At 70.7% G+C, this 23,785-nt stretch carries 20 protein-coding genes and 2 pseudogenes; 13 read left to right on the top strand and 9 right to left on the bottom strand.

The features are described from left to right. From VIM26_RS08950 to VIM26_RS08940, 3 genes and pseudogenes are all read left to right on the top strand, one after another. Positions 1 to 328: pseudogene (locus VIM26_RS08950) on the top strand (hypothetical protein); the annotation flags it as partial. A gap of 145 nt (positions 329 to 473) precedes the next feature. Then, a complete protein-coding gene (locus tag VIM26_RS08945) occupies positions 474 to 836 on the top strand; it encodes a YciI family protein (RefSeq protein ID WP_331950282.1) in 363 nt (120 codons plus the stop codon). Then, positions 833 to 1,657, top strand: a complete 825-nt coding sequence (locus VIM26_RS08940) for an RNA polymerase sigma factor (protein ID WP_331950280.1) — start codon at positions 833 to 835, stop codon at positions 1,655 to 1,657. The genes VIM26_RS08945 and VIM26_RS08940 overlap by 4 nt, the downstream gene beginning before the upstream one ends. 97 nt (positions 1,658 to 1,754) lie before the next feature. Here VIM26_RS08940 and VIM26_RS08935 read toward each other — a convergent pair whose 3' ends face one another. Continuing rightward, a complete protein-coding gene (locus VIM26_RS08935; protein WP_331950278.1) occupies positions 1,755 to 2,111 on the bottom strand; it encodes a YybH family protein in 357 nt (118 codons plus the stop codon). 115 nt (positions 2,112 to 2,226) lie between these two features. On the opposite strand from VIM26_RS08935, the gene VIM26_RS08930 reads away from it, so the two are divergent. The 4 genes from VIM26_RS08930 to VIM26_RS08915 all read left to right on the top strand — a co-directional run bounded on the left by VIM26_RS08930 (position 2,227) and on the right by VIM26_RS08915 (position 9,478). Beyond that, positions 2,227 to 3,123: a LysR family transcriptional regulator gene (locus tag VIM26_RS08930; RefSeq protein ID WP_331950276.1), complete on the top strand. Its 897-nt coding sequence runs from the start codon at positions 2,227 to 2,229 to the stop codon at positions 3,121 to 3,123. Positions 3,124 to 3,337: 214 nt separating this feature from the next. Next, a complete protein-coding gene (locus VIM26_RS08925) occupies positions 3,338 to 5,209 on the top strand; it encodes a penicillin-binding transpeptidase domain-containing protein (protein WP_331950274.1) in 1,872 nt (623 codons plus the stop codon). A 33-nt stretch (positions 5,210 to 5,242) separates the two neighbouring features. Next, positions 5,243 to 5,602, top strand: a complete 360-nt coding sequence (locus VIM26_RS08920; protein ID WP_331950272.1) for a hypothetical protein — start codon at positions 5,243 to 5,245, stop codon at positions 5,600 to 5,602. 171 nt (positions 5,603 to 5,773) lie between these two features. Next, positions 5,774 to 9,478, top strand: coding sequence for a hypothetical protein (locus VIM26_RS08915; protein ID WP_331950270.1), 3,705 nt, complete (start codon positions 5,774 to 5,776; stop codon positions 9,476 to 9,478). 137 nt (positions 9,479 to 9,615) lie between these two features. Here the strand turns inward: VIM26_RS08915 and VIM26_RS08910 are convergent, their stop codons facing one another. The 3 genes from VIM26_RS08910 to VIM26_RS08900 all read right to left on the bottom strand — a co-directional run bounded on the left by VIM26_RS08910 (position 9,616) and on the right by VIM26_RS08900 (position 11,772). After that, positions 9,616 to 10,173, bottom strand: a complete 558-nt coding sequence (locus tag VIM26_RS08910) for a GNAT family protein (protein WP_331950268.1) — start codon at positions 10,171 to 10,173, stop codon at positions 9,616 to 9,618. Beyond that, on the bottom strand, positions 10,170 to 10,859 hold the full coding sequence (locus VIM26_RS08905; RefSeq protein WP_331950266.1) for an HAD family hydrolase: 690 nt from the start codon (positions 10,857 to 10,859) through the stop codon (positions 10,170 to 10,172). Before VIM26_RS08905 ends, VIM26_RS08910 begins: the two co-directional genes overlap by 4 nt. A gap of 490 nt (positions 10,860 to 11,349) precedes the next feature. Continuing rightward, positions 11,350 to 11,772: an organic hydroperoxide resistance protein gene (locus VIM26_RS08900; RefSeq protein WP_331950264.1), complete on the bottom strand. Its 423-nt coding sequence runs from the start codon at positions 11,770 to 11,772 to the stop codon at positions 11,350 to 11,352. A gap of 480 nt (positions 11,773 to 12,252) precedes the next feature. On the opposite strand from VIM26_RS08900, the gene VIM26_RS08895 reads away from it, so the two are divergent. Then, positions 12,253 to 12,891, top strand: a complete 639-nt coding sequence (locus VIM26_RS08895; RefSeq protein ID WP_331950262.1) for a TetR/AcrR family transcriptional regulator — start codon at positions 12,253 to 12,255, stop codon at positions 12,889 to 12,891. Positions 12,892 to 12,932: 41 nt separating this feature from the next. Here the strand turns inward: VIM26_RS08895 and VIM26_RS08890 are convergent, their stop codons facing one another. Beyond that, positions 12,933 to 15,752 (bottom strand): PAS domain S-box protein, encoded by a 2,820-nt coding sequence (locus VIM26_RS08890; RefSeq protein ID WP_331950260.1) that lies wholly within the window; start codon positions 15,750 to 15,752, stop codon positions 12,933 to 12,935. Between the two features lie 235 nt (positions 15,753 to 15,987). On the opposite strand from VIM26_RS08890, the gene VIM26_RS08885 reads away from it, so the two are divergent. Then, on the top strand, positions 15,988 to 16,173 hold the full coding sequence (locus tag VIM26_RS08885) for a hypothetical protein (RefSeq protein WP_331950258.1): 186 nt from the start codon (positions 15,988 to 15,990) through the stop codon (positions 16,171 to 16,173). A 19-nt stretch (positions 16,174 to 16,192) separates the two neighbouring features. Here the strand turns inward: VIM26_RS08885 and VIM26_RS08880 are convergent, their stop codons facing one another. After that, positions 16,193 to 16,948 (bottom strand): Sir2 family NAD-dependent protein deacetylase, encoded by a 756-nt coding sequence (locus tag VIM26_RS08880; protein WP_331950256.1) that lies wholly within the window; start codon positions 16,946 to 16,948, stop codon positions 16,193 to 16,195. A gap of 125 nt (positions 16,949 to 17,073) precedes the next feature. On the opposite strand from VIM26_RS08880, the gene VIM26_RS08875 reads away from it, so the two are divergent. Beyond that, the gene (locus tag VIM26_RS08875) at positions 17,074 to 17,436 is read left to right on the top strand and encodes a metalloregulator ArsR/SmtB family transcription factor (RefSeq protein ID WP_331950254.1); all 363 of its coding nucleotides are present in this window, start codon (positions 17,074 to 17,076) and stop codon (positions 17,434 to 17,436) included. A gap of 26 nt (positions 17,437 to 17,462) precedes the next feature. Beyond that, positions 17,463 to 17,924, top strand: coding sequence for an SRPBCC domain-containing protein (locus VIM26_RS08870; RefSeq protein WP_331950252.1), 462 nt, complete (start codon positions 17,463 to 17,465; stop codon positions 17,922 to 17,924). A gap of 107 nt (positions 17,925 to 18,031) precedes the next feature. Here the strand turns inward: VIM26_RS08870 and VIM26_RS08865 are convergent, their stop codons facing one another. Further along, positions 18,032 to 18,523: a CoA-binding protein gene (locus VIM26_RS08865; RefSeq protein WP_331950250.1), complete on the bottom strand. Its 492-nt coding sequence runs from the start codon at positions 18,521 to 18,523 to the stop codon at positions 18,032 to 18,034. Then, positions 18,520 to 19,920, bottom strand: a complete 1,401-nt coding sequence (locus VIM26_RS08860; protein WP_331950248.1) for an O-acetylhomoserine aminocarboxypropyltransferase/cysteine synthase family protein — start codon at positions 19,918 to 19,920, stop codon at positions 18,520 to 18,522. The genes VIM26_RS08865 and VIM26_RS08860 overlap by 4 nt, the downstream gene beginning before the upstream one ends. Before the next feature lie 444 nt (positions 19,921 to 20,364). Between VIM26_RS08860 and VIM26_RS08855 the strand changes: the two genes are divergently transcribed. Then, a complete protein-coding gene (locus tag VIM26_RS08855) occupies positions 20,365 to 21,597 on the top strand; it encodes a glycoside hydrolase family 27 protein (protein ID WP_331950246.1) in 1,233 nt (410 codons plus the stop codon). 15 nt (positions 21,598 to 21,612) lie between these two features. Here VIM26_RS08855 and VIM26_RS08850 read toward each other — a convergent pair whose 3' ends face one another. Then, the gene (locus VIM26_RS08850) at positions 21,613 to 22,101 is read right to left on the bottom strand and encodes a GNAT family N-acetyltransferase (RefSeq protein ID WP_331950244.1); all 489 of its coding nucleotides are present in this window, start codon (positions 22,099 to 22,101) and stop codon (positions 21,613 to 21,615) included. 105 nt (positions 22,102 to 22,206) lie between these two features. Here VIM26_RS08850 and VIM26_RS08845 point away from each other — a divergent pair. Further along, positions 22,207 to 23,382 (top strand): annotated as a pseudogene (locus VIM26_RS08845) (RtcB family protein). Positions 23,383 to 23,785 lie beyond the last annotated feature (403 nt).

The following is a 23,785-nucleotide window of genomic DNA, read 5'->3' as shown; positions in this document are numbered from 1 at the left end:
CGAGCAGCAGCCGCAGATCCGGGTCCAGCTCGCCAACACCCTCACCGGGATCGTGCACCAGCGGCTGCTGCCCCGCATCGGCGGCGGGATGGTCGCGGCGTACGAGGTGCTCATCGCCAACTCACCGGTGCGCAACCTCATTAAGGAGGGCAAGACCAACCAGCTGCGCAACCAGGTCGTCACCGGTCAGGGTGTCGGCATGCAGACCCTCGAGCTGTCCCTCAACGAGCTCGTCCTGCACGGGATCGTCGGCTACGACGAGGCCGTCGCGCGCTCCGTCGTCGGCACCGAGATCGAGCGGACGGTGCTCGCCGAGGCCGGTCGCTAGCTACGCCCCTCGCGCCTGCCGGGGCACTCGCCTACGGTTTGACCTCAAGACGTCATCCGGAGGTTGTCGAGAACGCGGTGGCCGCTCCGACCCAGTGGTGAGCGCCCCCGATCCGGGCGCCGGATCTGGAGCAGAGGGAGTCGACATGAAGTACATGATCATGATGTTCGGCGAGGCCGCCACGATGATGCAGACCCAGTCGCCGGACTGGATCACCGGGATGATCACGTTCATGAAACAGCTGGACGAGGACCTCACCGCGTCCGGCGAGCTCGTGTTCCAGGCCGGTCTCACCGACGGGAGCACCGCGAAGACCGTCCGCCTCGAGGGCGGCACGCCCATCGTCACGGACGGACCGTTCGCCGAGTCGAAGGAGTCCCTGATCGGCTACTGGGTGGTCGACGTCGTGAGCGAGGAACGGGCCATCGAGCTCACCTCGAGCATCGTCGCGGTTACCGGTGGACCGATTGAGGTGCGCCGGCTGGGCGAGGCGCCACCGGAGATGTGACGACGGCCCCGAGCGTCGAGGACCTGCTGCGCGAGCTCGCGCCGCAGGTCCTCGCCGCCCTGGCGCGGCGGCACGGACAGTTTGACGCCTGCGAGGACGCCGTGCAGGAGGCGTTGCTCGCCGCGGCGCTGCAGTGGGTCGCGGACGGGATCCCGGACAACCCCCGGTCGTGGCTGCTGACGGTCGCGTCCCGGCGGCTGGTCGACGAGTGGCGCAGCGAGAGTGCCCGACGGCGTCGCGAGCTCACCGTCGCATCGCTGGAGGTCACCGAGCCCGAGCCGCTCGATCACGACGACACCCTCACGCTGCTCTTCTGGTGCTGCCATCCGGCGCTGTCCGCTCCGTCGCAGCTCGCGCTGACCTTGCGGGCGGTCGGCGGACTCACCACGGCGCAGATCGCGAGCGCGTTCCTGGTCCCGGAGGCGACGATGGCGCAGCGCATCAGCCGCGCCAAGCAACGGATCGCCGCCACGGGCGGCCGGTTCGAACCTCCGCCCGCGGCCGAGCGCGCGGACCGGCTGCGCGTGGTGCTGCAGGTGCTCTACCTCGTGTTCAACGAGGGGTACGCCGCGAGCTCGGGGCCGCAGATGCAGCGCGCCGACCTCACCGCCGAGGCGATCCGGCTCACCCGCCTGCTGCACCGGCTGGTGCCCGAGGAGGGCGAGGTGACCGGGTTGCTCGCGCTCATGCTGCTCACCGACGCACGAAGCGCGGCACGCACCGGCCCGGACGGCACCCTGGTGCCGCTCGATGAGTCCGACCGACCCCCGCCGCTCAGCCGAGTCAGCCCGAGCGCGGTCGATACCGGGCGCAGGGGCTGACAAGTCGAGCGCGTCGGCGGGGAGGTCCCAAGAATCGGAAGAATTGGTGCGCGTGGCGCGCAATATCTTCCCAAAACCGGCTCGGAGGCGGATCGGGTCAGCGGCGGAACTCGGGCTGGTCGAGGACGCGGAGCCAGGTGCCGTCGCTCTGGAGGCGCGCGACCTGGGCGCGGGCGCCCGCGTCGTCCTTGGGGGCGGTCGAGGTCAATGCGAGGTCGCCGCTGCGCACGGTCGGGAGCAGTTCCTCCTGCTCGAAGTGCGGGCGGCCGGCGAGGGCGCGCGCGAACAGGGCGCCGATCGCGGCGCGCCCGACGGTGAGCTGCCCGACCGGGTAGGCCATGGCCGCCTCGGGCTCGTACAGCTCCGCGATGCCCTCGAAGTCGCCCTCGTTCGCGCGTTCTACGAACAGGCGGGTGAGGTCCTCGGGGGTTGTCGCTCGTTCACGGTTCGTCACTGGGGCGGTCCTTCCATGATGTCGGCGGCACGCTCTTGTCGTGCCGGTGCCAGCCTGGAGCGCTCGCGGTCAGAAGTCCAACAGCTAGTTCTGATCCGAGCTAGAATCCAGGCTTATGGAACTTCGCCAGCTCGAGTATCTCGTCGCCGTCGTGGAGGAGGCCAGCTTCACGCGCGCCGCGCAGCGGGTGCACGTGAGCCAGTCGGGAGTCAGCGCCCAGGTCCGCCAGCTCGAGAAGGAGCTGGGTCAGCAGCTCCTCGACCGGTCCGGGCGGACCGTGCGGGTGACCGAGGCCGGTGCGGCGGTGCTCCCGTACGCGCGCGCCGCGCTCGCGGCCGTCGTCGGGTCCCGGCAGGCCGTCGACGAGCTCGAGGGGCTCGTGCGCGGCCGCGTCCGCGTCGGCATGGTGACCGCCTGCACCATCACGGTCCTGTTCGACCAGCTGGCCGACTTCCGCGCCCGGCATCCCGGGGTGGAGATCGCGCTCGGTGAGGACACCTCCGATCACCTCATCGAGGGTGTGCGCAGCGGCCGGCTCGACCTGGCCCTCGTGGCGTGGTCCGGGGAGCTCCCGGCGGAGCTCGGGTGCCACGTCCTCGCCGACGAACGGATCGTCGCGGGCGTGCCGCACGGCGATCCGCTCGCCCGACGGCGGGCCATCGGGTTCCGGGCCCTGCACGAGCAGCCGATCGTGAGCATGCTGCGCGGCACCGGCGTGCGGACCGCCTTCGACAGCGCCTGTGCGGCGACGGGGTTGCGGTCGCGCGTCGCGATCGAGGCGAGCGCCCCGGATGCCGTCGCCGGCCTCGCCGCGAGAGGGCTCGGGGTCGCGGTCCTGACGGAGTCGATGCTCGACGCGCACAGCGCTGACCTGCACGCCCTGGCGATCGTCGAGCCCGAGCTGCGGGCCAGCCTCGGGCTGATCTGGCGAACCGATTCCCCCGCCAACCCTGCGACACGTGTCCTGGTGGAGCACGCGCGGAGCAGGTTCGCCGCAGCGCTCGCGGAGTAGCAAACAGGGCATTTGGCGACGTCGCGGACCCGGCGCATTCTTTTCCGGCGGAACGCCGCGCCTTCCGGTGCCGAGGGTGCCGCCGAAACGGTGACCGGCCGACTACGATCATCGCGCTGCGAATTCGCGACCTATTCTCTGGATGAACCCCGTCCGGGCCCGCGGGCTGCAGGGGACGGACTCCATGCACGGCACTACAGCACGGTCTCGATCGGTGGCTTCTCTCGTCGTCGGGGCGCTGGCGCTCGTCGGCCTCGGCGCCTGCTCGGCGCCGCCCACGCCGAACGGCACCGCCCGCGCGCTTGCTGCGGGCATCGCCTCTGGCGACCTGACCGACGTCGTGCTGGCCGGCGCGACCCCCGCCGCGGCGACCAAGACGCTCACCGCTGCCACCGCGGGAATGACGCCGAAGCACCCCGCGGTCACCGTCGATGCGATCAAGATCGCCGCGAAGGGCGCGACCGCCACGGCTGCGCTCCACTACACGTGGGATCTCGACTCCGGGGACAAGGACTGGACCTACACGACGAAGGCCCACTTCGAGCTGGTCAAGGACGTCTGGCAGGCGACGTGGTCGCCGTACCTGATTGCGCCGGACCTGGTCGAGGGCGAGACGTTGAGCGTCGGTCGCAAGCAGGCCGAGCGCGCACCCGTGCTCGGCGCCGCCGGTGCCAAGCTGGTCGAGTCGCGGCCCGTGGTGCACCTCGGGTTCGACAAGACGCGGGTCGATGCGGCAGGTCAGAGCGCCGCGGCCACCAAGGTCGCGGCCGCGCTCAAGATGGATCCGGTCGCCTTCGTGGCGCGGGTCGCCGCGGCCGGGGAGAAGGCGTTCGTCGAGGGGTTCACGATCCGGGCCGATGACACGAGCGTCGACAAGGCCGCCTTCGCGCTGCTGCCCGGTGCGAGCGCGGTACCGGGCACGTTGCCCCTGGCGTCGAGCAAGCGCTTCGCGCGCCCGATCCTGGGTACCGTCGGTCCGGCGACCGCCGAGATCGTCGCGAAGTCGGACGGCGCGATCGTCGGTGGCGACGAGACGGGGCTCTCCGGGCTCCAGCGCCAGTACGACAAGCAGCTGCGCGGGATGCCCGGCCTGACCGTCGTCGCCACGGCGGCCGACGGCGTCACCAAGCGCGAGGTGTTCGCCGTCGAGGGCACGGTCGGCGAACCGCTGGTCACGACCCTGGTCCCGGCGTTGCAGGAGTCCGCCGAGACGATCCTGGAGAAGGTCGTCCCGGCCAGCGCGATCGTCGCGATCCAACCGTCCACCGGGGCGGTGCTCGCCGCGGCGAGCGGGCCCGGCGGCGGCGACTACTCGACGGCGACCGTCGCCAAGTACGCGCCCGGCTCGGTGTTCAAGGTGATCAGCTCGCTCGCCCTGCTGCGCACCGGCCTCACCCCGGACAGCCCCGTGACCTGCCCGGTCACCATCAACGTCGAGGGCAGGGCGTTTTCGAACTTCCCCGGTTACCCGACCACGGCGAACGGGACGATCAGCCTGAAGACCGCGGTCGCGAACTCATGCAACACGGCCTTCATCGGGTCGCGTGACCTCGCGCCGCAGTCCGCGCTCGTCAGCGCGGCCGCGTCGCTCGGTCTGGGCGGTATCGCCCCGCTCGGCTACCCGGCCTACCAGGGATCCGTGCCCGCCGACGCGACGGGGACCGACCACGCGGCCTCCATGATCGGCCAGAGCCGCATCGAGGTCTCGCCGCTCGCGATGGCCACGGTCGCCGCGTCGGTCGCGCGCGGTCAGACGGTCGTGCCGAGGCTCGTCGGGGCGAAGGCAGCCGTGGTGCCCGCGCCGGCCGTCCCGCTGACGGCGGCGGAGGCCACCGCGCTGCGCACCATGATGCGTGCTGTCGTGACCGACGGCGGCGCCAAGTTCCTGCTCGGCCTGCCCGGCGGGGACGTCATGGCCAAGACAGGCACGGCGCAGTACGGCTCGGCGGGAAATCTCCAGAACCACACGTGGATGATCGCGATCCAGGGCGACCTCGCCGTCGCGGTGTTCGTGGAGACCGGCGAGCTGGGCTCGACGACGTCCGGCCCGCTGCTCAAGGCGTTCCTCACCGCTGCGCACGGGTAGCACGGCTCACCCGGCCCGGGGTAGGTGCGGCTCGTGGGTAGGCACGGTCGTCAGGGCTTCAACCGCCGGCGCACGCTGCGCGAGGTGGGCGTGGCGTGGTTGGTGCTGTGCGGTCTCGGGCTGATCGTGAGCGCGGGCGCGCTCGCCTTCTACGCGGGGGACGCGCCGATCCACCAGCTCGAGGTCTTCTACCTGCCCGCAGACCCGCAGCAGGTGATGACCCGGATGGGCATCGGGGAGTACCGGCACGACGTCCTCGCCGGAGACCTCGCCGGCGCGGCCCTGGGGATTGCGCCGTCAGCGCTCACCGCACTCGCCTGGTGGGCCACGCGATTCTCGCGGCGGCACCGTGGTCAAGAACCCGAAAAGGGCCACACCAGCGCGGACGTCTGAATTGCCCGAAATACTCCGAAACACCCTGGCGACAATTGGCTCATGAAGCCACGAGATCGACCGATGACACCTTTGGACAGTCACTCTTTTGAGTGACTCGGCAGATCCTCAGTGCCGGCGATCAGGCGCCGGCGCGGGCTGTCGATGAAAGGGCGCGACATGGTCCCGGGCATGGCTGGACGTACGGTTCGCAATCGAAACCAGCTCTGGTACGTGATCCTCGCCTTCACCCTCGGCGCTCTCGGGCTGGTGGCCACGGAGGTCGCCCAGGCCGCGACCGTCGGCCCCGGGACCATGACCGTCACCCCGGCCTCGGTCGCCGCGGGCAGCACCGGAAACACCTTCACCCTGCGCTACACCGCGCCCACGACGGGCGCGGTCAAGGGTGCGATCGCGGTCCTGGTCCCCACCTCGGGGGCTCCGAACACCGGCTTCCAGCCGCTTCCCACGAGTGCGAACGTTGCCGTCCAGCGGGGCAACTGCACCTCGGCCGCGCTCGCGACGACGCCGTTCACGACCGCGACCAAGACGAACTACCCGGGCGACGCGCCCGGCACCCAGATCAACGTCACCGTCAACTGCAAGGCCGGACACACCTTCACGCTGACCTACACGAACGCGACCGCCCCGCGCTCCGCGCAGGACTACACGTTCTTCACCACCGTTGACACCGTCCCGATCGCCGGGCGACCGGCCGTCACGGTGGTCCCCGGCATGGCCACCGGCCTGACCGTGTCAGCCCCGGCGACGGCGACCGCAGGGACCCCGTTCAGCGTGACCGTCAGCGCGACGGACGCCTTCGCCAATACCGCGAGCGGGTACCGCGGCACGATCGCGTTCTCGAGCACGGATCCGAACTCACCCGTCCTGCCAGCGAGCTACACGTTCACCGCCACCGACGCGGGCGTGCACGCGTTCTCCGGCGTCGTGCTGCGCGGTGCCGGGACGCGCACAATCACCGCGGCCGGCAGTTCGCCGTCGGTCACCGGAACGTCCGGGTCGATCGTGGTCGCGCCGGGCGTGACGACGGGGCTCGGGATCTCGGCGCCGGCGACGGCGACCGCGGGCACGGCAGTCAGCGTGACCGTCGCCGCGCGGGACGCCGCCGGCAACGTCGCGCCGTCCTATGGGGGCACGGTTGCGTTCTCGAGCACGGACGGGAAGTCGCCGGTGCTGCCGGCCGACTACACGTTCACGGCTGCTGATGCCGGGGTCCACACGTTCGTCGGCGTCGTGCTGAAGGACGCGGGGACGAGCACGATCAGCGTCGTGGACCGGGTGGATACGTCCATCTCCGCGACCAGCGGGTCGATCGTGGTCGCGCCGGGGGCTGCCACGCAGCTTGTCGTGGCGGCCCCGTCCAGCGCGACGTCGGGCACGGCGTTCGACGTGACGGTCACCGCGCAGGACGCCTTCGCGAACCCGGCGTCGGCGTACACCGGCGGCGTGGCGTTCACCAGCACGGATTCGGCAGCGGTGCTGCCGGGCAGCTACACGTTCACGGCCGCGGACGCCGGGGTCCACGCCTTCACCGGGGTCGTGCTGCAGGCCGGCGGGTCGCGGACCATCTCCGCGACGGACCAGGCGACGGCGTCGATCACGGGCACGAGCGGGCCGATCGTGGTCGTGGTCGTGTCGGGGCCCGCGGTGCGGCTGGGGAGCTCGGCACCGGCGACGACGACGGCCGGGGTCGGGATGAGCGTGCTCGTCGTGGCGCGCGACGTGAACGGGAACGTCGCGTCGTCCTACCGCGGTGGCGTCACGTTCTCCAGCACGGACACGAACTCGCCGGTGCTGCCGGCCGACTACACGTTCACTTCCGCCGATGCCGGGGTCCACACGTTCACCGGCGTGGTGCTGAAGGCTGCCGGGACGCGGACGATCTCGGTGACGGACCAGGTCACGGCGTCGATCACCGGGACCAGCGGGTCGATCGCGGTCGCGGCGGGTCCCACGACACGGCTGGGCATCGCGCCGCCGGCGACGGTGACGGCCGGGGCCCCGGTGAGCGTGCTGGTCGTCGCCCGGGACGCGTACTCGAACGTCGCGTCGTCCTACCGCGGTGGGGTCACGTTCTCCAGCACGGACACGAAGTCGCCGGTGCTGCCGGCCGACTTCACGTTCACCTCCGCCGAGGCCGGGATTCACAACTTCACCGGCGTGGTGCTGAAGGACGCCGGGACGCGGACGATCTCGGTGACGGACCAGGTCACGGCGTCGATCACGGGGACCAGCGGGCCGATCGTGGTGGCACCAGGGGCTGCGACGCAGCTCGCCGTGGTGATCCCGTCCACCGTGAGCTCGGGGACCGCGTTCGACGTCCGGGTCACCGCGAGGGACGCGTTCGCCAACACCGCGACCGGCTACACCGGCACGGTCGCGTTCACGAGCGACGACACCGGCTCACCCGTGCTGCCGGGCAACTACGCCTTCACCGGGACGGACAGCGGCACGCGCCTTTTCACGGGCGTCAAGCTGACCACCTCCGGGACGCGAACCGTGGTCGCGTGGGACACCGTCACCTCCACCATCACCGGGTCCGCGTCGACCACCGTGAGCGCGGCGGCCCTGTCCCGGCTGGTGCTGACGCCGGCGTCGGCCACGATCGTCGTCGGCGGGGCGCAGGCCTACACGGCCGAGGGCTTCGACGCGGCGAACAACAGCCTCGGTGACGTCACGTCGGCGACCACGTTCACGGTCGACGGCGCGCCCTGCCCGGGCGCGCTCTGCTCGCCGACGGCGGTCGGGGACCGCACCGTGACCGGCGTCGACGGGGTCGCCACCGGCACCGCCGTGCTGCACGTGGACGCCGCCGTGGTGCCGGGGCTGGCGGCCTTCGGGTGGGGCTACAACGCGTTCGGGCAGCTGGGCGACGGCACGACGACGGACCGGCTGGATCCCGTGCAGGTGGGCACAAGCGCGCCGTGGGCCTCGATCGCGGCCGGCTGGCAGCACACCGTGGCGGTCCGGACCGACGGCACGCTCTGGGCCTGGGGCTTCAACGCCTCCGGCCAGCTGGGTGACGGCACGACGACCGATCGGTCCGGTCCGGTCCAGGTCGGCACAGCGACGACCTGGGCCTCGGTCGCGGCCGGCGCCGCGCACACGGTCGCGGTCCGGACCGACGGCTCGCTGTGGGCGTGGGGGGACAACAGCTCGGGCCAGCTCGGTGACGGCACGACGACGAGCCGGCTCGCCCCGGTCCGGATCGGCACCGCGACGGCCTGGACGTCGGTGTCGGGCGGCTCGGACCACTCGGTCGCGGTCCGGACCGACGGCACGCTGTGGGCCTGGGGCCTCAACAGCTCGGGCCAGCTGGGCGACGGCACGACGACGAGCCGGCTCGCGCCGGTCCGGATCGGCACCGCGACGACCTGGGCCTCGGTGGCCGCCGGCGCGGTGCACACCATGGCGGTCCGGACGGACGGCACGCTGTGGGGCTGGGGCTACAACGGGTCCGGCCAGGTCGGGGACGGCACCACGACCTCCCGGTTGGCGCCCGTGCAGGTCGGCACCGTGACGACCTGGGCCTCGGTCGCGGCCAGCCCGAGCCACACCGCGGCGGTCCGGACGGACGGCACGCTGTGGGCCTGGGGCGACAACGGCTTCGGTCAGCTGGGCGACGGCTCGTTCACCTCCAGGTCGGCGCCGATCCGGGTGGGCACCAGCACGATCTGGGCCTCCGTCGCGGCGGGCGCCGACCACACGGCCGGGATCCGGACCGACGGCACGCTCTGGGGCTGGGGGTACAACGGGTCCGGCCAGTTGGGTGACGGCACGATCAGCTCCCGGACGAAGCCGGTGAAGGTGGGCACCGGCACGAGCTGGCGCGCGGTCTCGGCCGGGTACGACCACACGGTCGGTCTGCAGTCCTAGCCAGCCCCCCACGCACAACGTCCGAGCGTTGACGTCCTATAGGACGTCAACGCTCGGACGTTGCGGGGTGATCTGAGGTTGCGGGGTGGGAGGTCTGCGGGTTCCGCGGCTGTCTGGGTGCGGTCGCGGCCGGCGGGTCAGTGGTCGCGGGGGAGCAGGCTGAACAGGACCGTGTCCCGGCGGCCGCCCTGGAAGGCGAGGTGCGAGCGAAGGATCCCCTCGCGCGTGAAGCCGCTCCGCTCGGCGACCCGCTGTGAGGCGGCATTGTCGGGGCCGCAGGTGAGCTCGATCCGGGCCAGCGCCAGGGTTGAGAACGCCCAGCGGGTGAGCAGCCGGACTGCTCGCGTCGCGGCGCCGCGCCCACGGGCCTCGGGCGCGAGCCAGTAGCCGACGCCGGCGCGACCCTGGTCGAGGGTGACGTCGTACAGCGCGGCGCCGCCCAGGACGACGTCCTCGTCGCGCGGTTCGACGACCGCGAAGTTCAGCGCCTGGCCGCCCGCTCGCGCCTCCTCGTCGGTGCGCAAGGAGGCCTCGATGTCGGCCGCGGTCGCCGGCTGCGCCCTCGTCCACGAGAACCGCTGCAGCTGCGGGTCGCCGAACGCCCGCACCTTGGCCGGCAGGTTGGTCGCTCGCCACGGGCGCAGGAGCACGACGCCGTCGGTCAGGGGCGGGGTAGGGAAGAGCAGCTCGGTCACGACGGCACGGGAGCGGTCGCGGGCGTTCGTCGGGCGGCCGGGCACAGTGCGAGGACCCCGTGCAGGCGTGTCTGGTCGACGCTCGTCAGTGGGGGCAGGAGCAGGGTGGTGATGCCCTGCTCGACAGCCGCACCGTCGGGGCCGGAGCGGTCGCCGACCATCAGCGCCTGCTCCACCGTGACCTCGAGGGCGGCGAGGGTCCGGTGGAACATCCGTGGATCGGGCTTCTGGATGCCTTGCTCGAAGGACAGGGCGAAGACGTCGACGAGGTCCACCAGGCCCGCCGCGGCGAACGCGGGCCGGATGTCGAAATGAATATCACTGAGCACCGCGATGCGCACACCGCCGGCGTGCAGCGAGTGCAGAGTGTCCGCCACGTCGACGGCGAACGGGTTGTGGCGGGCGTCCGACTCGACCGCGTAGAGCGCTTCGGCCAGCTCCTCGTCCAGGCCAGCGTCGCGGAACACATCGAGGTAGGTGTGGCGGTGGAGCTCGGCGTCCGAGTCGACTCCCGGGGCCTCGAGGCGGTCCTCGGGTCCGCTCGCCGAACGGATCGCCGCCGACACCGAGTCGACCCGGTCCGTCGGGCGTCCGAGCAGCGAGAGGGACCGGTGGATCCAGGCGGATTCGGATGGCGTCGTGACGAGCGTGCCCCGCCAGTCGAAGATCACGGCTCGGAATGACATGCGCAAGGGATACCACGCTGGAGGCGCAGACGTGGTGGGTGACCGGGGGCCGGGTGGCAGGGGTGCAGAACGCCGGAGTGTCCTTGACCTTGGCCCGGATCGAGCGGACCGGGTCTCTTGGCGGGGGTCTGCAGGCTGGGCAGATCCCCATGGCCCTTGACACCGTTTCCGTGAACGGAGAATCCGAGCCGCTCGGGGTGCTCGCCGGCCACGGCCTGACCGCCGCGGTTCTCCGGGGTCGGATTCGGGGAACTCGCGGTGTGGAGGGACGCGCGTGGGACTGATGTGACAGGTGGGGCTGGAGTGACATCTCAGGTGTCACATGCGCCCCACCTGTCACACGCGCGTCCCTCCACACCGCGCACCCGGTCCGAGCCGGGGCGTGAGTGGTCGCCGAGCCGCCGAGCCGGGTGCGAGCCGGCCGAGCCGGCGTGGGGCGGCTCGGAGGCTCGGTTCGATGGGCCTCAGACAGGCCCTGAGCTGTGCTCGCTCAGGCGACCGTGGTCGTCAGCTTGACGTCGATGTTGCCGCGAGTCGCGTTGGAGTACGGGCACATCTGGTGTGCGGCGGCGACGAGGTCGTCAGCGGCAGTCTGGTCGATCCCGCCGAGCTCGATGTCCAGGGCGGCACTGAGGCCGTAGCCGCCGTCGACGGGCTGCAGGCTGATCTCGGCGATGACAGCGGAGTCGGTGATCGCGATCTTCGACTTGGCGGCGATCGCCTTGATGGCCGAGTGGAAGCACGCGGCCCAGCCGGCGGCGAACAGCTGCTCGGGGTTCGTGCCGCCGCCGGGGCCGCCCATCTCCTTGGGGATCGCGAGAGTGACGTCGAGGGCGCCGTCGTCAGAGCGGGACCGGCCTCCGGCGCGGCCATCACCGGTCGATGTGGCGATTGCGGTGTAGAGAGCACTCATTGAGTAGGTTCCTTCGCTAGAGCAGTAGACGTACTAGTTCGTCTACCTAATCACGGGGACCGCTCCGAGGCAAACTCCGGGCTGTGTGAGATCGATTGCCGGCCGCCGGGCCACCGCGAGCCACGGTTGGGCGACCGCCGAGCCACAGTCGGGCCACCCGATCCGCCGCCGGGCCACGGCGAGCCACCGCCGGGCCGGCCGTCGGTCGACCGCGAGCCATGGCCGAGCCACCGTCGGTCACCGCGAGCACGGCCGAGCCACCGCCGGCCACCGCGAGCCATGGCCGAATCACCGTGGGCCACCGCGAACCACCGTCGGCCACCGCGAGCCACGACCGGGCCACCGCGAGCGGTAGCCGGGGCTTCCGCCGGGCTGTCGCCGAGCCGGGCCGGCGAGACTCTCGGCGCGCCGCTAGGTAGACTAAGTAGTACACATGACGTACCCCGCTCGACCAATGCCCAACGGAAAGGTGTGAGCTCGATGGCAGCACCCGTCCAGACACCCGTCCCGGCACCGGTCCTGAAGGCCTCGCTCCGGCAGGTCTCCCCGGTGCGCGAACGGATTCTGCGCGCTGCCTCCGAGCTCTTCTACCGGACCGGGATCCGCGCGGTCAGCGCGGACAAGATCATCGCTGCGGCCGGCATCACCAAAGTCACGTTCTACCGGCACTTCCCCTCCAAGGACGAGTTGGTCGTCGCCTACCTCCGTGACGAGTCGGCCCGCGAGCACGCGCGCATCGAGCGCCTCCGAGCCGAACACGTCGGCGATCCCGCCGCCGTGTTCAGGGCCATCGCGGCCGACCTTGCCGCGGTGTCCTGCTCGCCGAACTTCCGCGGCTGCGCGTGGATCAACGCCGCGGCGGAGTACGCCGATCCGGAGCACATCGTGCGGCAGGCCGTCGACGAGCATCGCCGGTGGATGACCGAGGTTGCCCGTGAGCTACTCGACGAGCTCGGGGTCCCGGACGCCGCGCTCGTCGCGGGCCAGCTCGTCATGCTGCGTGACGGGGCGATGGTCGCGGGCTACCTCGGCGGGAGCGCCTCGGTCGCCCACGCGTTGCTGCACGCCGGCCGCGCCATCGTGGACCAGCGGGCGCAGGGCAGCGCGCGCATCCCCTGAGCTGCGCGGCGGCTACCGAGGCCCGACCCGCCCGCGAACGCTCAGGTCGCGCTCGCCATCCTCGGGATCACCCGATCGCCGCCTGCCTGCTTGGCCTCGTACATCGCCTCGTCGGCACGCGCGATCATGTCGTCGACACTCTCGCCGGGGAGGGCCAGGGTCACGCCGACGCTGAGCGTGGCGGTGACGGTCTTGTCGTCCGAAGGGATGGGCTTGGCCACCGCTCGGCGGATGTTCTCGGCGATGTCCAGGGCATTCGCGAGCTCGTGGACGCCGTCGAGCAGGATGAGCAGCTCGTCCCCGCCGAAGCGGGCCGCGAGGTCCGTGCTTCGCAGGCACGCGTTCACGCGGGAGGCGACGGTCTGCAGGACGTCGTCGCCGGCGGAGTGGCCGTACTTGTCGTTGATGGTCTTGAAGCCGTCGATGTCGCAGAACAGCACCGCGGCCGCCTGGCCCGAGCGGCTCTTGTGGCCCGTCATCAGTTCGAGGCGTTCGAGCACCTCGCGCCGGTTCATCAGGCCGGTCAGCTCGTCGGAGCTCGCCCGCTGCTCGAGCTCAGCCTCGACGGCCACCTCCCGATCGATGATTCGGAAGGAGTTCACGACGCCGTCCGGCTCGCCGTCCTGGCCGTAGAAGGGCTTCGCGTGGACCTGGACCCAGTGGTCGGTGCCGTCCTTGGCGCGGACCCGCACCCGGAACCGCTCGGTCGCCCCGGGGAGCAGCGCCCGGCGCTGGTCTGCTTCGCGGCGGTCGTCGGGGACGACGAACTCGATGAGTTCGTGGCCGACGACGTCCTGCAGCGCCCAGCCCAGGGCCGTCGTCACCGAGGGGGTGACCCAGACGATGACCCCGCCGCGCAGGTGCATCACGACGTCGGACAGGTTCTCGGTGAGCAGGCGGTGCTGCTCCTCCGAGGCGGCCAGGGCCTGAGCGGTGTCGTATCGGTCGGTGACGTCGCGCCAGGTGTACGACATCCCGTCGCCCAGCTGCACCGCTTGCAGGTCGAAACGGCGCTCCTCGCCACCCTTGAGCTCGTACTTGTAGGGCAGGTCGTTCATTCGCATGGGCTTCCCCGTCCTGACGAGGTGCTCGTACAGCCTGAACATCCCGGCATCGCGGAGCCCGGGCAGCAGATCGAGCACGCGGGCACCGACGAGCGCGTCGTGGGTCAGCCCGTTGTACTCGCAGGCCGCGGGGTTCGCCTCCACATAGACGAAGTCCACGACTCGCCCGGCGTCGTCGCGAACCGCTTCGAGCAGCACGTGCGGGTCGAACTCCGTGTCCAGCGTGGCCTGGAGGCGATCGCGAGCCCGGACGACGTCGGTGACATCGCTCAGGCCGAAGACCACCCCGAGGAGGGTTCCCTCGGGGGAGGTCAGCGCGTGTCCACTGCCGGAGAGCCACCGGTAGTCCCCGGACTTCGTCCGCATCTCCACCACGCGGGTGTCGCAGGGTTCGGTGTTCGGCGAGGAGAAGAACCGCCGCAGGCGAGGCTCGAGCTCGGCCGCCGTCTCCGGTCGCAGCAGGTCGATCATTTTGGTGCCCACGAGCTCTTCGGGACTCCAGCCGAGGACCCTCGTCACGGGCGGGGCGATCCATACCGTCCGCCGATCCGGGCCCGTCATGAAGACCACGTCCGAGGCGTTCTCGGCGAGGAGCCGGTACCGCTCCTGGGACTCGGCCAGCTGCTCGGCCGCGGCATGCCGGTCGGTGACGTCGCGCCAGTTGTACGACAACCCGTCCCCGACGCGCGCGGCGCGGATGTCGTAGCGGCGAGGCACGCCCAGGAGGTAGTGCGGGTAGACCTCGTCGTCCAGGACGATGGGAACACCGGTCTCGACCACGCGCCGGAACGAGTCGACGATGCTGGACGTGAACTCACCGGGGGCCAGGTCGAGCAGCCGGGTGCCGAGCAGTTCCTGTTGGCTCACCCCGATGTGCTCCGACGCGGCGGGGTTGGCGTCGGCGCAGGTGAAGTCAACGATCCGCCCCGTCTCGTCGCGAACCGCGGTGAGCAGGACGTGCGGGTCGAGCAGCGAGTCGACGGTCGCCCGCAGGGTGGCCCGGTCGGCCTGGGCGGCGTGCTGCGCGTGCACCAGGTCGTCGACGTCCTTCATGCTCGCGACGACGCCGACATAGGCGCCGGACTCGTCCGTGACGGGGGTGGCCCCACCCGACATCCACCGGTAATCCCCGGACTTGGTCCGCATCCGACAGACGAAACCCCCTGCGGGCAGGGAGATCCGCTGCCCGGCGTACACCGTCTCGCGCAGGGTGTCCAGGGCCGGCCGGTCGTCGGGGTGCACCAGGTCGGCCATTTCGGTTCCGACCAGTTCAGCCGGCTCCCAGCCGAGGGTGCGGGTCACGGTCGGCGACACCCACGTGAGCTTGCGGTCCGGGGTGGCCCGCGCGACGACGTCGGACGCGTTCTCCGCCACCAACCGGTACTCCCACGTGGTCTCGGCGAGCGCCAGCTCCGCTTCGCGTTGCTCGGTGATATCGCGTGCGGTGACCAGGACCGCGTCATCGCTCAACCGCGACGCGGTGAGTCGGAACGAGCCCTCCACCCCGTTCTCACGGAACGATTGCACCTCGAACGAGATCGGGGACGCCGAGCCGAGGGCGTTCACGTAGGCGTCGAAGATGCCCAGCTCGCGGACCGAGGGGAACAGTTCGCACAGCCCGTGCCCGAGGACGGATTCGGGCGGCCGGCCCAGCAGTCGGACCTCCGCCTCGTTCAGGTACGCGTACTGAAGCTCGACGGCGGTGCCGTCCCGGTCACGAACCGGCCGAAGGATGAAGGCGGGGTCGGGCGCGACCATCAGCGCGGCCGCCTGCTCGCTCGCCGCGGCCGGCGTCATTCCTGGAACCGCGCTGCTTTTGTTCCGTGCGCCCATCAGTCACCCCCGCGACGACGACGTTCGATGGGTGGGCACGAGATGTGCCCTTATGTGGCTATTGCCCTCCCAGTATGGGTACCCGCCCAGTATGTGCCGGTCAAGAGGTGGGTGTGCTTCAGGCCGACCAAGGATCGGAGTATGACTGAACCAGCGGGTCTCGACGGGAGCTCCACCTGATCGAGCAGGGGAGCCTGACATGGACATCGAGCGAGCCGAACGGACACCGCAGCCGATCGTGGGCGTGCACGAGGTCGTCGCGATGAATGACCTCTCCGCCTTCTTCGATCGGGCTCTCGCGACGGCCGCAGCCGGTCTTGTGGCCCAGGACACCGAGGCGGACCCCGCCAGGTGGCAGACCCGAATCGTCTTCCCGGTGGCCTGAGGCCGACTGAGCCAGGGCGTCAGCCGGCCAGGAGCTCCCGCACCAGGTCCGGGAGGGCGTCGGAGATCGGGCGCCGGTCGAGCAGGTCGGCCAGATGGTCGTACGGGGTCGGTTCCGCGTTCACGACGACGACGCGCGCGCCGGCGTCGGCGGCGACCTGGGTCAGGCTGGCCACAGGCTGCACGGTGAGGGTCGAGCCGACGACGACGAACACCTCGCAGCCCGAGGCAGCCTCGACCGCGGCGTCGAACACGCCGTCGGGCAGGGACTCGCCGAACATGACGACGTCGGTCGCGAGGATGCCGCCGCAACGCGCGCAGTGCGGGTCGGGGTCGATGTCCAGGCGGGCCAGGATGCCCGCGGTGGGTTCGGTCGCGCCGCAGCTCAGGCAGCGCGACCCGGTGATGCTGCCGTGCAGCTCCAGGACGGTGGGCGGGGACGAGCCCGCGAGCTGCTGGAGTCCGTCGAAGTTCTGGGTGCAGATCGCGCGCAGGGCTCCGGCGCGCTCGAGGTCGACGAGGCAGCGGTGCGCGGGCGTCGGTTCGGCCTGCCAGAGCGGGTTGTCCCGCCACATCTGCCAGGTGCGCCGCCGGATGTCGGCGTGCGCGACGTACCAGTCGTGGTCGAGCAGCCGGGCGGCGTCCGGGTCGAGGGTCCATACGCCGTTCGGGCCGCGGAAGTCCGGGATGCCCGACCCGGTGGAGATGCCCGCCCCCGCGAGGACCGTGACCCAGGGCGCTCGGGTGCTGCCGGCGGGTTGGGGGGCGCGATCCACGTGTCGACCGTACGCCGGGCCGGGCGGGACTCTCGCCACCGGAGAGCCTGGGCTGGGTGAACACTTGACGACCCGCTGTGGCCGTGGATAACCTATTCGTTAATTAACAGGGTGGTGAAGCACAGATGGCGACCGACCGGCTCAGCGTCATCTTCGCGGCGCTCGCGGACCCGACGCGCCGGGCGATCCTTGCCCGCCTCGCGGACGGCGAGGCGAACGTCTCGGAGCTGGCCGAGCCCTTCACGATCAGCCTCCCGGCGATCTCGCGGCACCTGAAGGTGCTCGAGCGGGCCGGGCTGATCAGCCGGAGCCGTACCGCCCAGTGGCGCTCGAGCCGGCTCGACGCCGAGCCGCTGCGCGAGGCCACCGCGTGGATGGAGCGGTACCGGCAGTTCTGGGACACCAGCTTCGACCGGCTCGACGCCCACCTCCGGCGAATCCAGGCGACCCAGCCGGCCCAGCCAGACCCGAGACAAGAGCAGGACTGATCGCACCAAGAGAGAGAGGCAGTGCCATGTCGGACACCACAGCGGCCCAGGACCTCGTGATGACGCGCATCTTCGACGCGCCGCGTGAGCTCGTCTACCGGGCGTTCACCGACCCCGACCAGCTCGCGCAGTGGTTCGGTCCGATCGGCTGGTCGGTGCCGCGTGACAGCGTGAGCGTCGACACCCGGGTCGGCGGCTACCAGCGCTTCGTGATGGTCAACGACGACGACGCGTCCCAGTCGTCCCCCGTCGACTCGATGTTCACCGAGGTCGTCGAGAACGAGCTTCTCGTGGGTTATGAGGACGTGACCGGGATCCCGGGGTTCGGTGACGCCACCCGGTTCGAGGTGCGGCGCGAGTTCCACGACGAGGGCGACAAGACCCGGCTCGTGCTGCGCCAGGGGCCGTACACCGCCGAGATGGAAGACAACGCGCGCGAGGGCTGGGGCAGCTCGTTCACCAAGCTGGACGCGCTGCTCGCGCGCTGAGGTCGGCGGCGGCGAGTGCGAGTTCGCCGTTCTGTGCGCGAGTTCGTCGATCGATTCCGACGAACTCGCGCGGGAACGGCGAACTCGTCCGGTCTCCCGCGTCGTCGCTACAGCGACCGCCGCGAGCTGATGACGCCGGTGTTGAAGCCGGCGAGGTGCAGGCCGCCGTGGAACCGGGCGTGCTCGATCTTCACGCAGCGGTCCATCACGACCGTCAACCCCGCCGCCTCGCCGCGGCGCGCGACGTCCTCGTGCCACGAGCCGAGCTGGAGCCATAGGGCCTTCGCGCCGACGGCGAGGGTCTCGTCGAGCACCGACGGCAGGTCGTCGTGGCGGCGGAAGACGTCGACCAGGTCGGGGACGACCGGCAGCGCCTCGAGCGACGGGTAGACCGGCCGCCCGAGGATCTCCGTCGCCCGCGGGTTGACGAAGTACACGTCGAACGGCGACGACGCGAGCAGGTAGGTCGCGACGAAGAAGCTGGCCCGCGACGGGTTGTTCGACGCGCCGACGATGGCGATCGACCGCGTCCGGCGCAGCAGCGCGAGCCGCTCGGCCGCGCTCGGTCCGGTCCAGGTCCGGTCCGCGACGGCGGTCACGCGCGCACCTGCGCCGTCGGGCCGGTGCCGTCCGCGGAGACCGCCGTCGCGACCGCCGTCGGGCCACCGTGGGCGACCGCCGTCAGACCAGCGGAGGCCGCCGTCAGCGCCTGGTCCAGGTCCCACAGGATGTCCTCGACGTCCTCCAGGCCCACGCTGATCCGCACGAGATCCTCCCGCACACCGCCGGCGGCGAGCTGTTCCGCGGAGAGCTGCTGGTGCGTGGTCGACGCCGGGTGGATGACGAGCGTCTTGGCGTCGCCCACGTTGGCGAGGTGGCTCGCGAGCTGGAGCGCCTCGATGAACCGCCGCCCGAGGTCGCGCCCGCTGACCGCGGCGGTCGCGCGGAGACCGAACGCGAAGACCGCCCCCGGCCCCTTCGGCAGGTAGTGCGCGGCGCGCTCGTGGTGCGGGTGCCCAGGCAGGCCGGCCCAGTTCACGTAGGACACGCGCTCGTCCGCGGCGAGCCACTCGGCGACGATCCGGGTGTTCGCGAGCTGCTCGTCGAGGCGCTGCGGGAGGGTCTCGATGCCCTGCAGAAGCAGGAACGCGGACTGCGGCGACAGGGCAGGCCCGACATCGCGCAGCTGCTCACTGCGCAGCTTGGTCAGGAAGCCGTACTCCCCGAAGTTCTCCCACCAGCGCACGCCCCCGTAGGACGCGACCGGCTCGGTCATCTGCGGGAACTTCCCGTTGCCCCAGTTGAACCGGCCGCTCTCGATGACCACCCCGCCGAGCGTCGTGCCGTGCCCGCCGAGGAATTTCGTCACCGAATGGATGACGATGTCGGCGCCGTGCTCGATCGGCCGGACCAGGTACGGCGTCCCGAGCGTCGCGTCGATCACCAGGGGGACGCCGGCCGCGTGCGCGACCTCGGCGAGCCCGGCGATGTCGGTGATCTCGCCCGACGGGTTCGCGATCACCTCCGCGTAGACGACCTTGGTCTGGGGCGTGATCGCGGCGGCGTAGTCGGCCGGGTCGGTGCCCGCGACGAACGTCGTGGAGACCCCGAACCGGCGCAGCGTCACGTCGAGCTGCGTCACGGTGCCGCCGTAGAGCGAGGCCGCGGCGACGATGTGGTCGCCCGCCCCGACCCGCGCCGCGAACGTGATGAACTCCGCCGACATGCCCGACGCCGTCGCTACCGCCCCGATCCCGCCGTCGAGCGAGGCGAGGCGCTCCTCGAGCGCGGCCACCGTCGGGTTGCCGATCCGGGAGTAGATGTTCCCGTACTTCTGCAGCGCGAACAGGTTCGCGGCGTCGGCGGTGTCCGTGAACACGAACGACGTCGTCTGGTAGATCGGGACCGCGCGCGCCCCGGTGGTGGCGTCCGGGATGCCGCCGGCGTGCAGCGCTCGGGTGCGAAAGCCCCACGGGCGGTCGGGTGTGGCGGTCATGCGCGGCCCTCCTCGTCGTTCTCGTCTCGCGCTCGGTCGTCGAGCACGGGCGTCGAGCACGGTCGTCCCGGCGAGCGCGACCTCCTGGTGGAAGTGGAGGTTGCCCAGCAGGAACAGCCTGCTTCGTGTAGTTGATCATGCGCTCGGCGATCTGCCGGCGAGCGCGTCACGCGGCCCGCTGCGCCCGGTCATGTGGTCGCGGTGCGGGCCGGCGCGGGACTCGTCCGAGCAGGGGCGGGAGGGAAGCTCGATCGGACGCCGTCTACGGCGTCGGCCGTCGTGGGGACCCTGACTAACCCGATCGTGCGATTCCGGACGAACCGACCGCCGTCGGGCAGGCTGGTCCAAGATGATGGTCACCTCACCGCGCAGCTGCGCCCATGGTCATAGGAGCCCATCATTCACATTGTCTGGCGTGCGGCCGTCGTCGGCCTCGTCGTCGCCGTGGCGTTGGCGTCGCCGGGCTTGATCTCGCGCGGGTCCACGTCGGCGCCCGAGGAGGGGCGCGCCCGCACGCCGCCGATGGGCTGGAACGACTGGAACTCGTTCGGCTGCGACATCACCCAGCAGGACGTGATGGACACTGCGGACCTGTTCGTCAGCACGGGCCTGCGCGACGCCGGGTACGACTACATCAACGTCGACGACTGCTGGGCGTCCCGGTACCGGGACGCCCAGGGCCGGCTGAAGGCCGACCCGGTCGACTTCCCCGACGGCATCAAGTTCCTCGCCGACTACGTGCACAAACGCGGGCTCAAGTTCGGCATCTACTCGAGCGCCGGCAGCTACACCTGCGCCAAGGCGCAGCCCGGGAGCCTGGGCAACGAGCTGATAGACGCCCGCACGTTCGCCGCGTGGGGGGTCGACTACCTCAAGTACGACAACTGCGGGACCCAGCGCGGCTACCCCAAGACCCGCGCGGGCTACATCGCGCGCTATCAGGTGATGGCCGACGCGATCGCCCAGGTGCACGACGAGACCGGCAAGTCGCTCGTCTACAGCATCTGCGAGTGGGGCAACTGGCAGCCGTGGAACTGGGCCGGCAAGCAGAGCAACCTGTGGCGCACCACGAATGACATCGTCGACAACTACCCGAGCATGCTCAAGATCTTCCGGACCAACGTCGCGCTCGCCGCGTATGCGAGGCCGGGCGCGTGGAACGACCCCGACATGCTCCAGGTCGGCAACGGCGGCATGACCGACGCCGAGTACCGCTCGCACTTCTCGCTGTGGGCCATGATGGCGGCCCCGCTGTTCATCGGTACCGACCTGCGCGACGCGTCGCCGGCGACGATGTCGACGTTCCGCAACCGGGACCTGATCGCCGTCGACCAGGACCCGCTCGGCCGTCAGGCAACGGTCGTCTCGAACAACGACGGGCTCTACGTGCTGTCCAAGCCCCTCGCGTACGGCGACACCGCGGTCGCGCTGTTCAACTCCCGCAAGACCGACCGCATGATCAGAACGACGACGGCGGCCGTCGGAGCCACCGGGCTGACGCCCGGGTTCGAGCTCAGCGACCTGTGGTCGAAGACCGTCTATGAGACGGACGGGGACATCTCCTTCGAAGTCCCCGCGCACCAGGTGCGGGTCTTCCGGGTGTCCGCGGCGAAGGAGGTCTGGCGGCCCGACCGGGTTCCTGACCTGCGGCAGCGGGTGCTGCCCGTACAGCGGTGATACGTACCGCCGGATTTACGCGAGCCGTTTCTTGTAGCCCCAGACGACGAAGCCCGGAGCCGGCTCGAAGTCGAGGTCGGGAAAGGGCCGGTAGCCGCGCCGTTCGTACATCGAGCGTGCGGTGGGCATCAGGGCCGTCGTGTGCAAGGTGATCGCCTCGAAGCCCTCGGTGCGGGTGAGCGTCTCGCACGCCTTGATCAGCAGGTCGCCGAGCTTGCGGTTGCGGTGCTCGGGAAGGACGGCCAGCAGGCGCATCTCCGGGTAGGGGTTCTGCTCGTTCGGAGGGCACCACAGCACGCTTGCGACGATCCGACCGTCGGTGAGCACCACGAACCGCCGGGCGTCGTCGTCCTCGAGGAGCTTCTTCCGGGTGGAGTCCTCGTACCGTGCCCAGAACTCGGGGGTCGAGCCGACCGCGTACTGGGCGTAGGAGAGCCGGGTGACCTCAGCGACCTCCGGGCGCTCGGCGGCTGTCGCTTCTCGTACCTGCGGGGTCTGGTCCATGGGGCTCCGGTCCTCGATGAACGTGCCGGGGCATTATCGCTCGGGCCGGGCACGCGCGAAAACAAACACCTAGGGCCTCGGCGCCGCGCGGGGCAGACTCCTCCCATGCCTGAGCACCTGACGAAGTCACTCATCTCCTGGGCGTCCATTCTCGAGCCGAAGACCCGTGCCCCGGCTGAGCTCGCCGCCACCATGCCGTTCATCTACCCGCACCTCGCGCTCATGCCCGACGCGCACCTCGGCAAGGGCGCGACCGTCGGGAGCGTGATCCCGACGCTCGGCGCGATCATTCCCGCCGCGGTAGGAGTCGACATCGGCTGCGGCATGATCGCCGTGCGCACCGCGTGGACCGAGGCTCAGTTCCGGGCGGCGGGGTCGCTCACCACGCTTCGGGAAGCGATCGAGGCGGCGGTCCCGACGTCGAAGGGCATGTACAACACGGACCTGACGGCCACGGCCAAGGTGCGAGTCGAAGAGCTCGAGGCCAAGGCCGCGCGACTCGGGTTCAACCCCGAGGAATACGCCGGGAACTGGCACCTTCAGCTCGGAACGCTCGGTTCGGGCAACCATTTCATCGAGGTCACGGTCGACTAGACCGGAACCGTCTGGCTGTTCCTGCACTCGGGAAGCCGCGGTGTCGGCAACAAGATCGCGCTGCACCACATCAAGGTCGCGGCGGCGCTCTGCGCGAGATGGTGGATCGCTCTGCCGGATCCGGACCTTGCGTACCTCGTCGAGGGAACGGACGAGTTCTGGGCGTACATCCGCGAGCTGCGTTGGGCGCAGGACTTCGCTCTGGCGAACCGTGAGGAAATGATGGACCGCGTCATCGCTGCCGCGTCGGCGCACATGGGAGCGCCCGTCGTCGAGCTCGAGCGGGTCAACTGCCACCACAACTTCACCGAGCAGGAGCGCCACTTCGGCAAAGAGGTCTGGGTATCGCGTAAGGGCGCGATCAAGGCGGACGTCGGGGACGCCGGACTGATCCCGGGGTCGATGGGCACGGCGTCGTACATCGTGACCGGCAGGGGAAACAGGTTGGCGCTCAACTCGAGCCCCCACGGCGCCGGCCGCGAGTACAGCCGGAACGCCGCGCGGAAGGCGTTCACGATAACTGACCTTGAAAAAGCGATGATGGGCATCGAGTACCGGCACACGGATGCGTTCATCGACGAGATCCCGCAGGCGTACAAGGACATCGACGTCGTGATGGACGACGCATCCGACCTGGTTGAGATCCGGCACACGCTTCGCCAGATCCTCAATGTGAAGGGCGACTAGCGCTACTGACCCGCCGGGTTGGTGACGCGGTCGGGGGGGGGCGAGGCACGATTGGCGCCGCTTCGCGGCGAGCGTGGGGCAGGGCGCAGCTGACTCTGGGTGTGGATCCGTTGTGTGGGGCGGACGCCGCACCCAGGGTCAGCTGCGTGTGGGGCGACTCGATCCGCTCGTCGGGTGGTCCGGTGTTCGGTCCAAAATAGTTCGCCGAAACCCTTGCTTTGTCCGTTTTGACGGGATATCTTTAGAACAGGAGTTCGAGTTATAGGCCGCAGGGGGTGGCGAGTGATGGACCTGGATACCGGTGCTGACGCCGCTCTGTGCGCCTCGCTGATCTCTTCCCCGACGGTAGCGGGCACGTCCGACAACGTCCCCGATGCGCCTGCCGGGGAGTGTTCGGTGGGTC

The sequence above is a fragment of the Pengzhenrongella sp. genome (assembly GCF_036565025.1).
GTDB lineage: Bacteria > Actinomycetota > Actinomycetes > Actinomycetales > Cellulomonadaceae > Pengzhenrongella.
Note: the sequence above shows the minus strand (reverse complement) of the source record. Positions and strands in the feature narration are given on the sequence as shown.

What these genes read in the sequence shown, in the direction of transcription:
- VIM26_RS08945 (WP_331950282.1), top strand. Translation starts at nt 474, where the DNA reads ATGAAGTACATGATCATGATGTTCGGCGAGGCCGCCACGATGATGCAG.
- VIM26_RS08930 (WP_331950276.1), top strand. Translation starts at nt 2,227, where the DNA reads ATGGAACTTCGCCAGCTCGAGTATCTCGTCGCCGTCGTGGAGGAGGCC.
- VIM26_RS08915 (WP_331950270.1), top strand. Translation starts at nt 5,774, where the DNA reads ATGGCTGGACGTACGGTTCGCAATCGAAACCAGCTCTGGTACGTGATC.
- VIM26_RS08905 (WP_331950266.1), bottom strand. Translation starts at nt 10,859, where the DNA reads ATGTCATTCCGAGCCGTGATCTTCGACTGGCGGGGCACGCTCGTCACG.
- VIM26_RS08900 (WP_331950264.1), bottom strand. Translation starts at nt 11,772, where the DNA reads ATGAGTGCTCTCTACACCGCAATCGCCACATCGACCGGTGATGGCCGC.
- VIM26_RS08895 (WP_331950262.1), top strand. Translation starts at nt 12,253, where the DNA reads ATGGCAGCACCCGTCCAGACACCCGTCCCGGCACCGGTCCTGAAGGCC.
- VIM26_RS08890 (WP_331950260.1), bottom strand. Translation starts at nt 15,752, where the DNA reads ATGACGCCGGCCGCGGCGAGCGAGCAGGCGGCCGCGCTGATGGTCGCG.
- VIM26_RS08885 (WP_331950258.1), top strand. Translation starts at nt 15,988, where the DNA reads ATGGACATCGAGCGAGCCGAACGGACACCGCAGCCGATCGTGGGCGTG.
- VIM26_RS08875 (WP_331950254.1), top strand. Translation starts at nt 17,074, where the DNA reads ATGGCGACCGACCGGCTCAGCGTCATCTTCGCGGCGCTCGCGGACCCG.
- VIM26_RS08870 (WP_331950252.1), top strand. Translation starts at nt 17,463, where the DNA reads ATGTCGGACACCACAGCGGCCCAGGACCTCGTGATGACGCGCATCTTC.
- VIM26_RS08860 (WP_331950248.1), bottom strand. Translation starts at nt 19,920, where the DNA reads ATGACCGCCACACCCGACCGCCCGTGGGGCTTTCGCACCCGAGCGCTG.
- VIM26_RS08850 (WP_331950244.1), bottom strand. Translation starts at nt 22,101, where the DNA reads ATGGACCAGACCCCGCAGGTACGAGAAGCGACAGCCGCCGAGCGCCCG.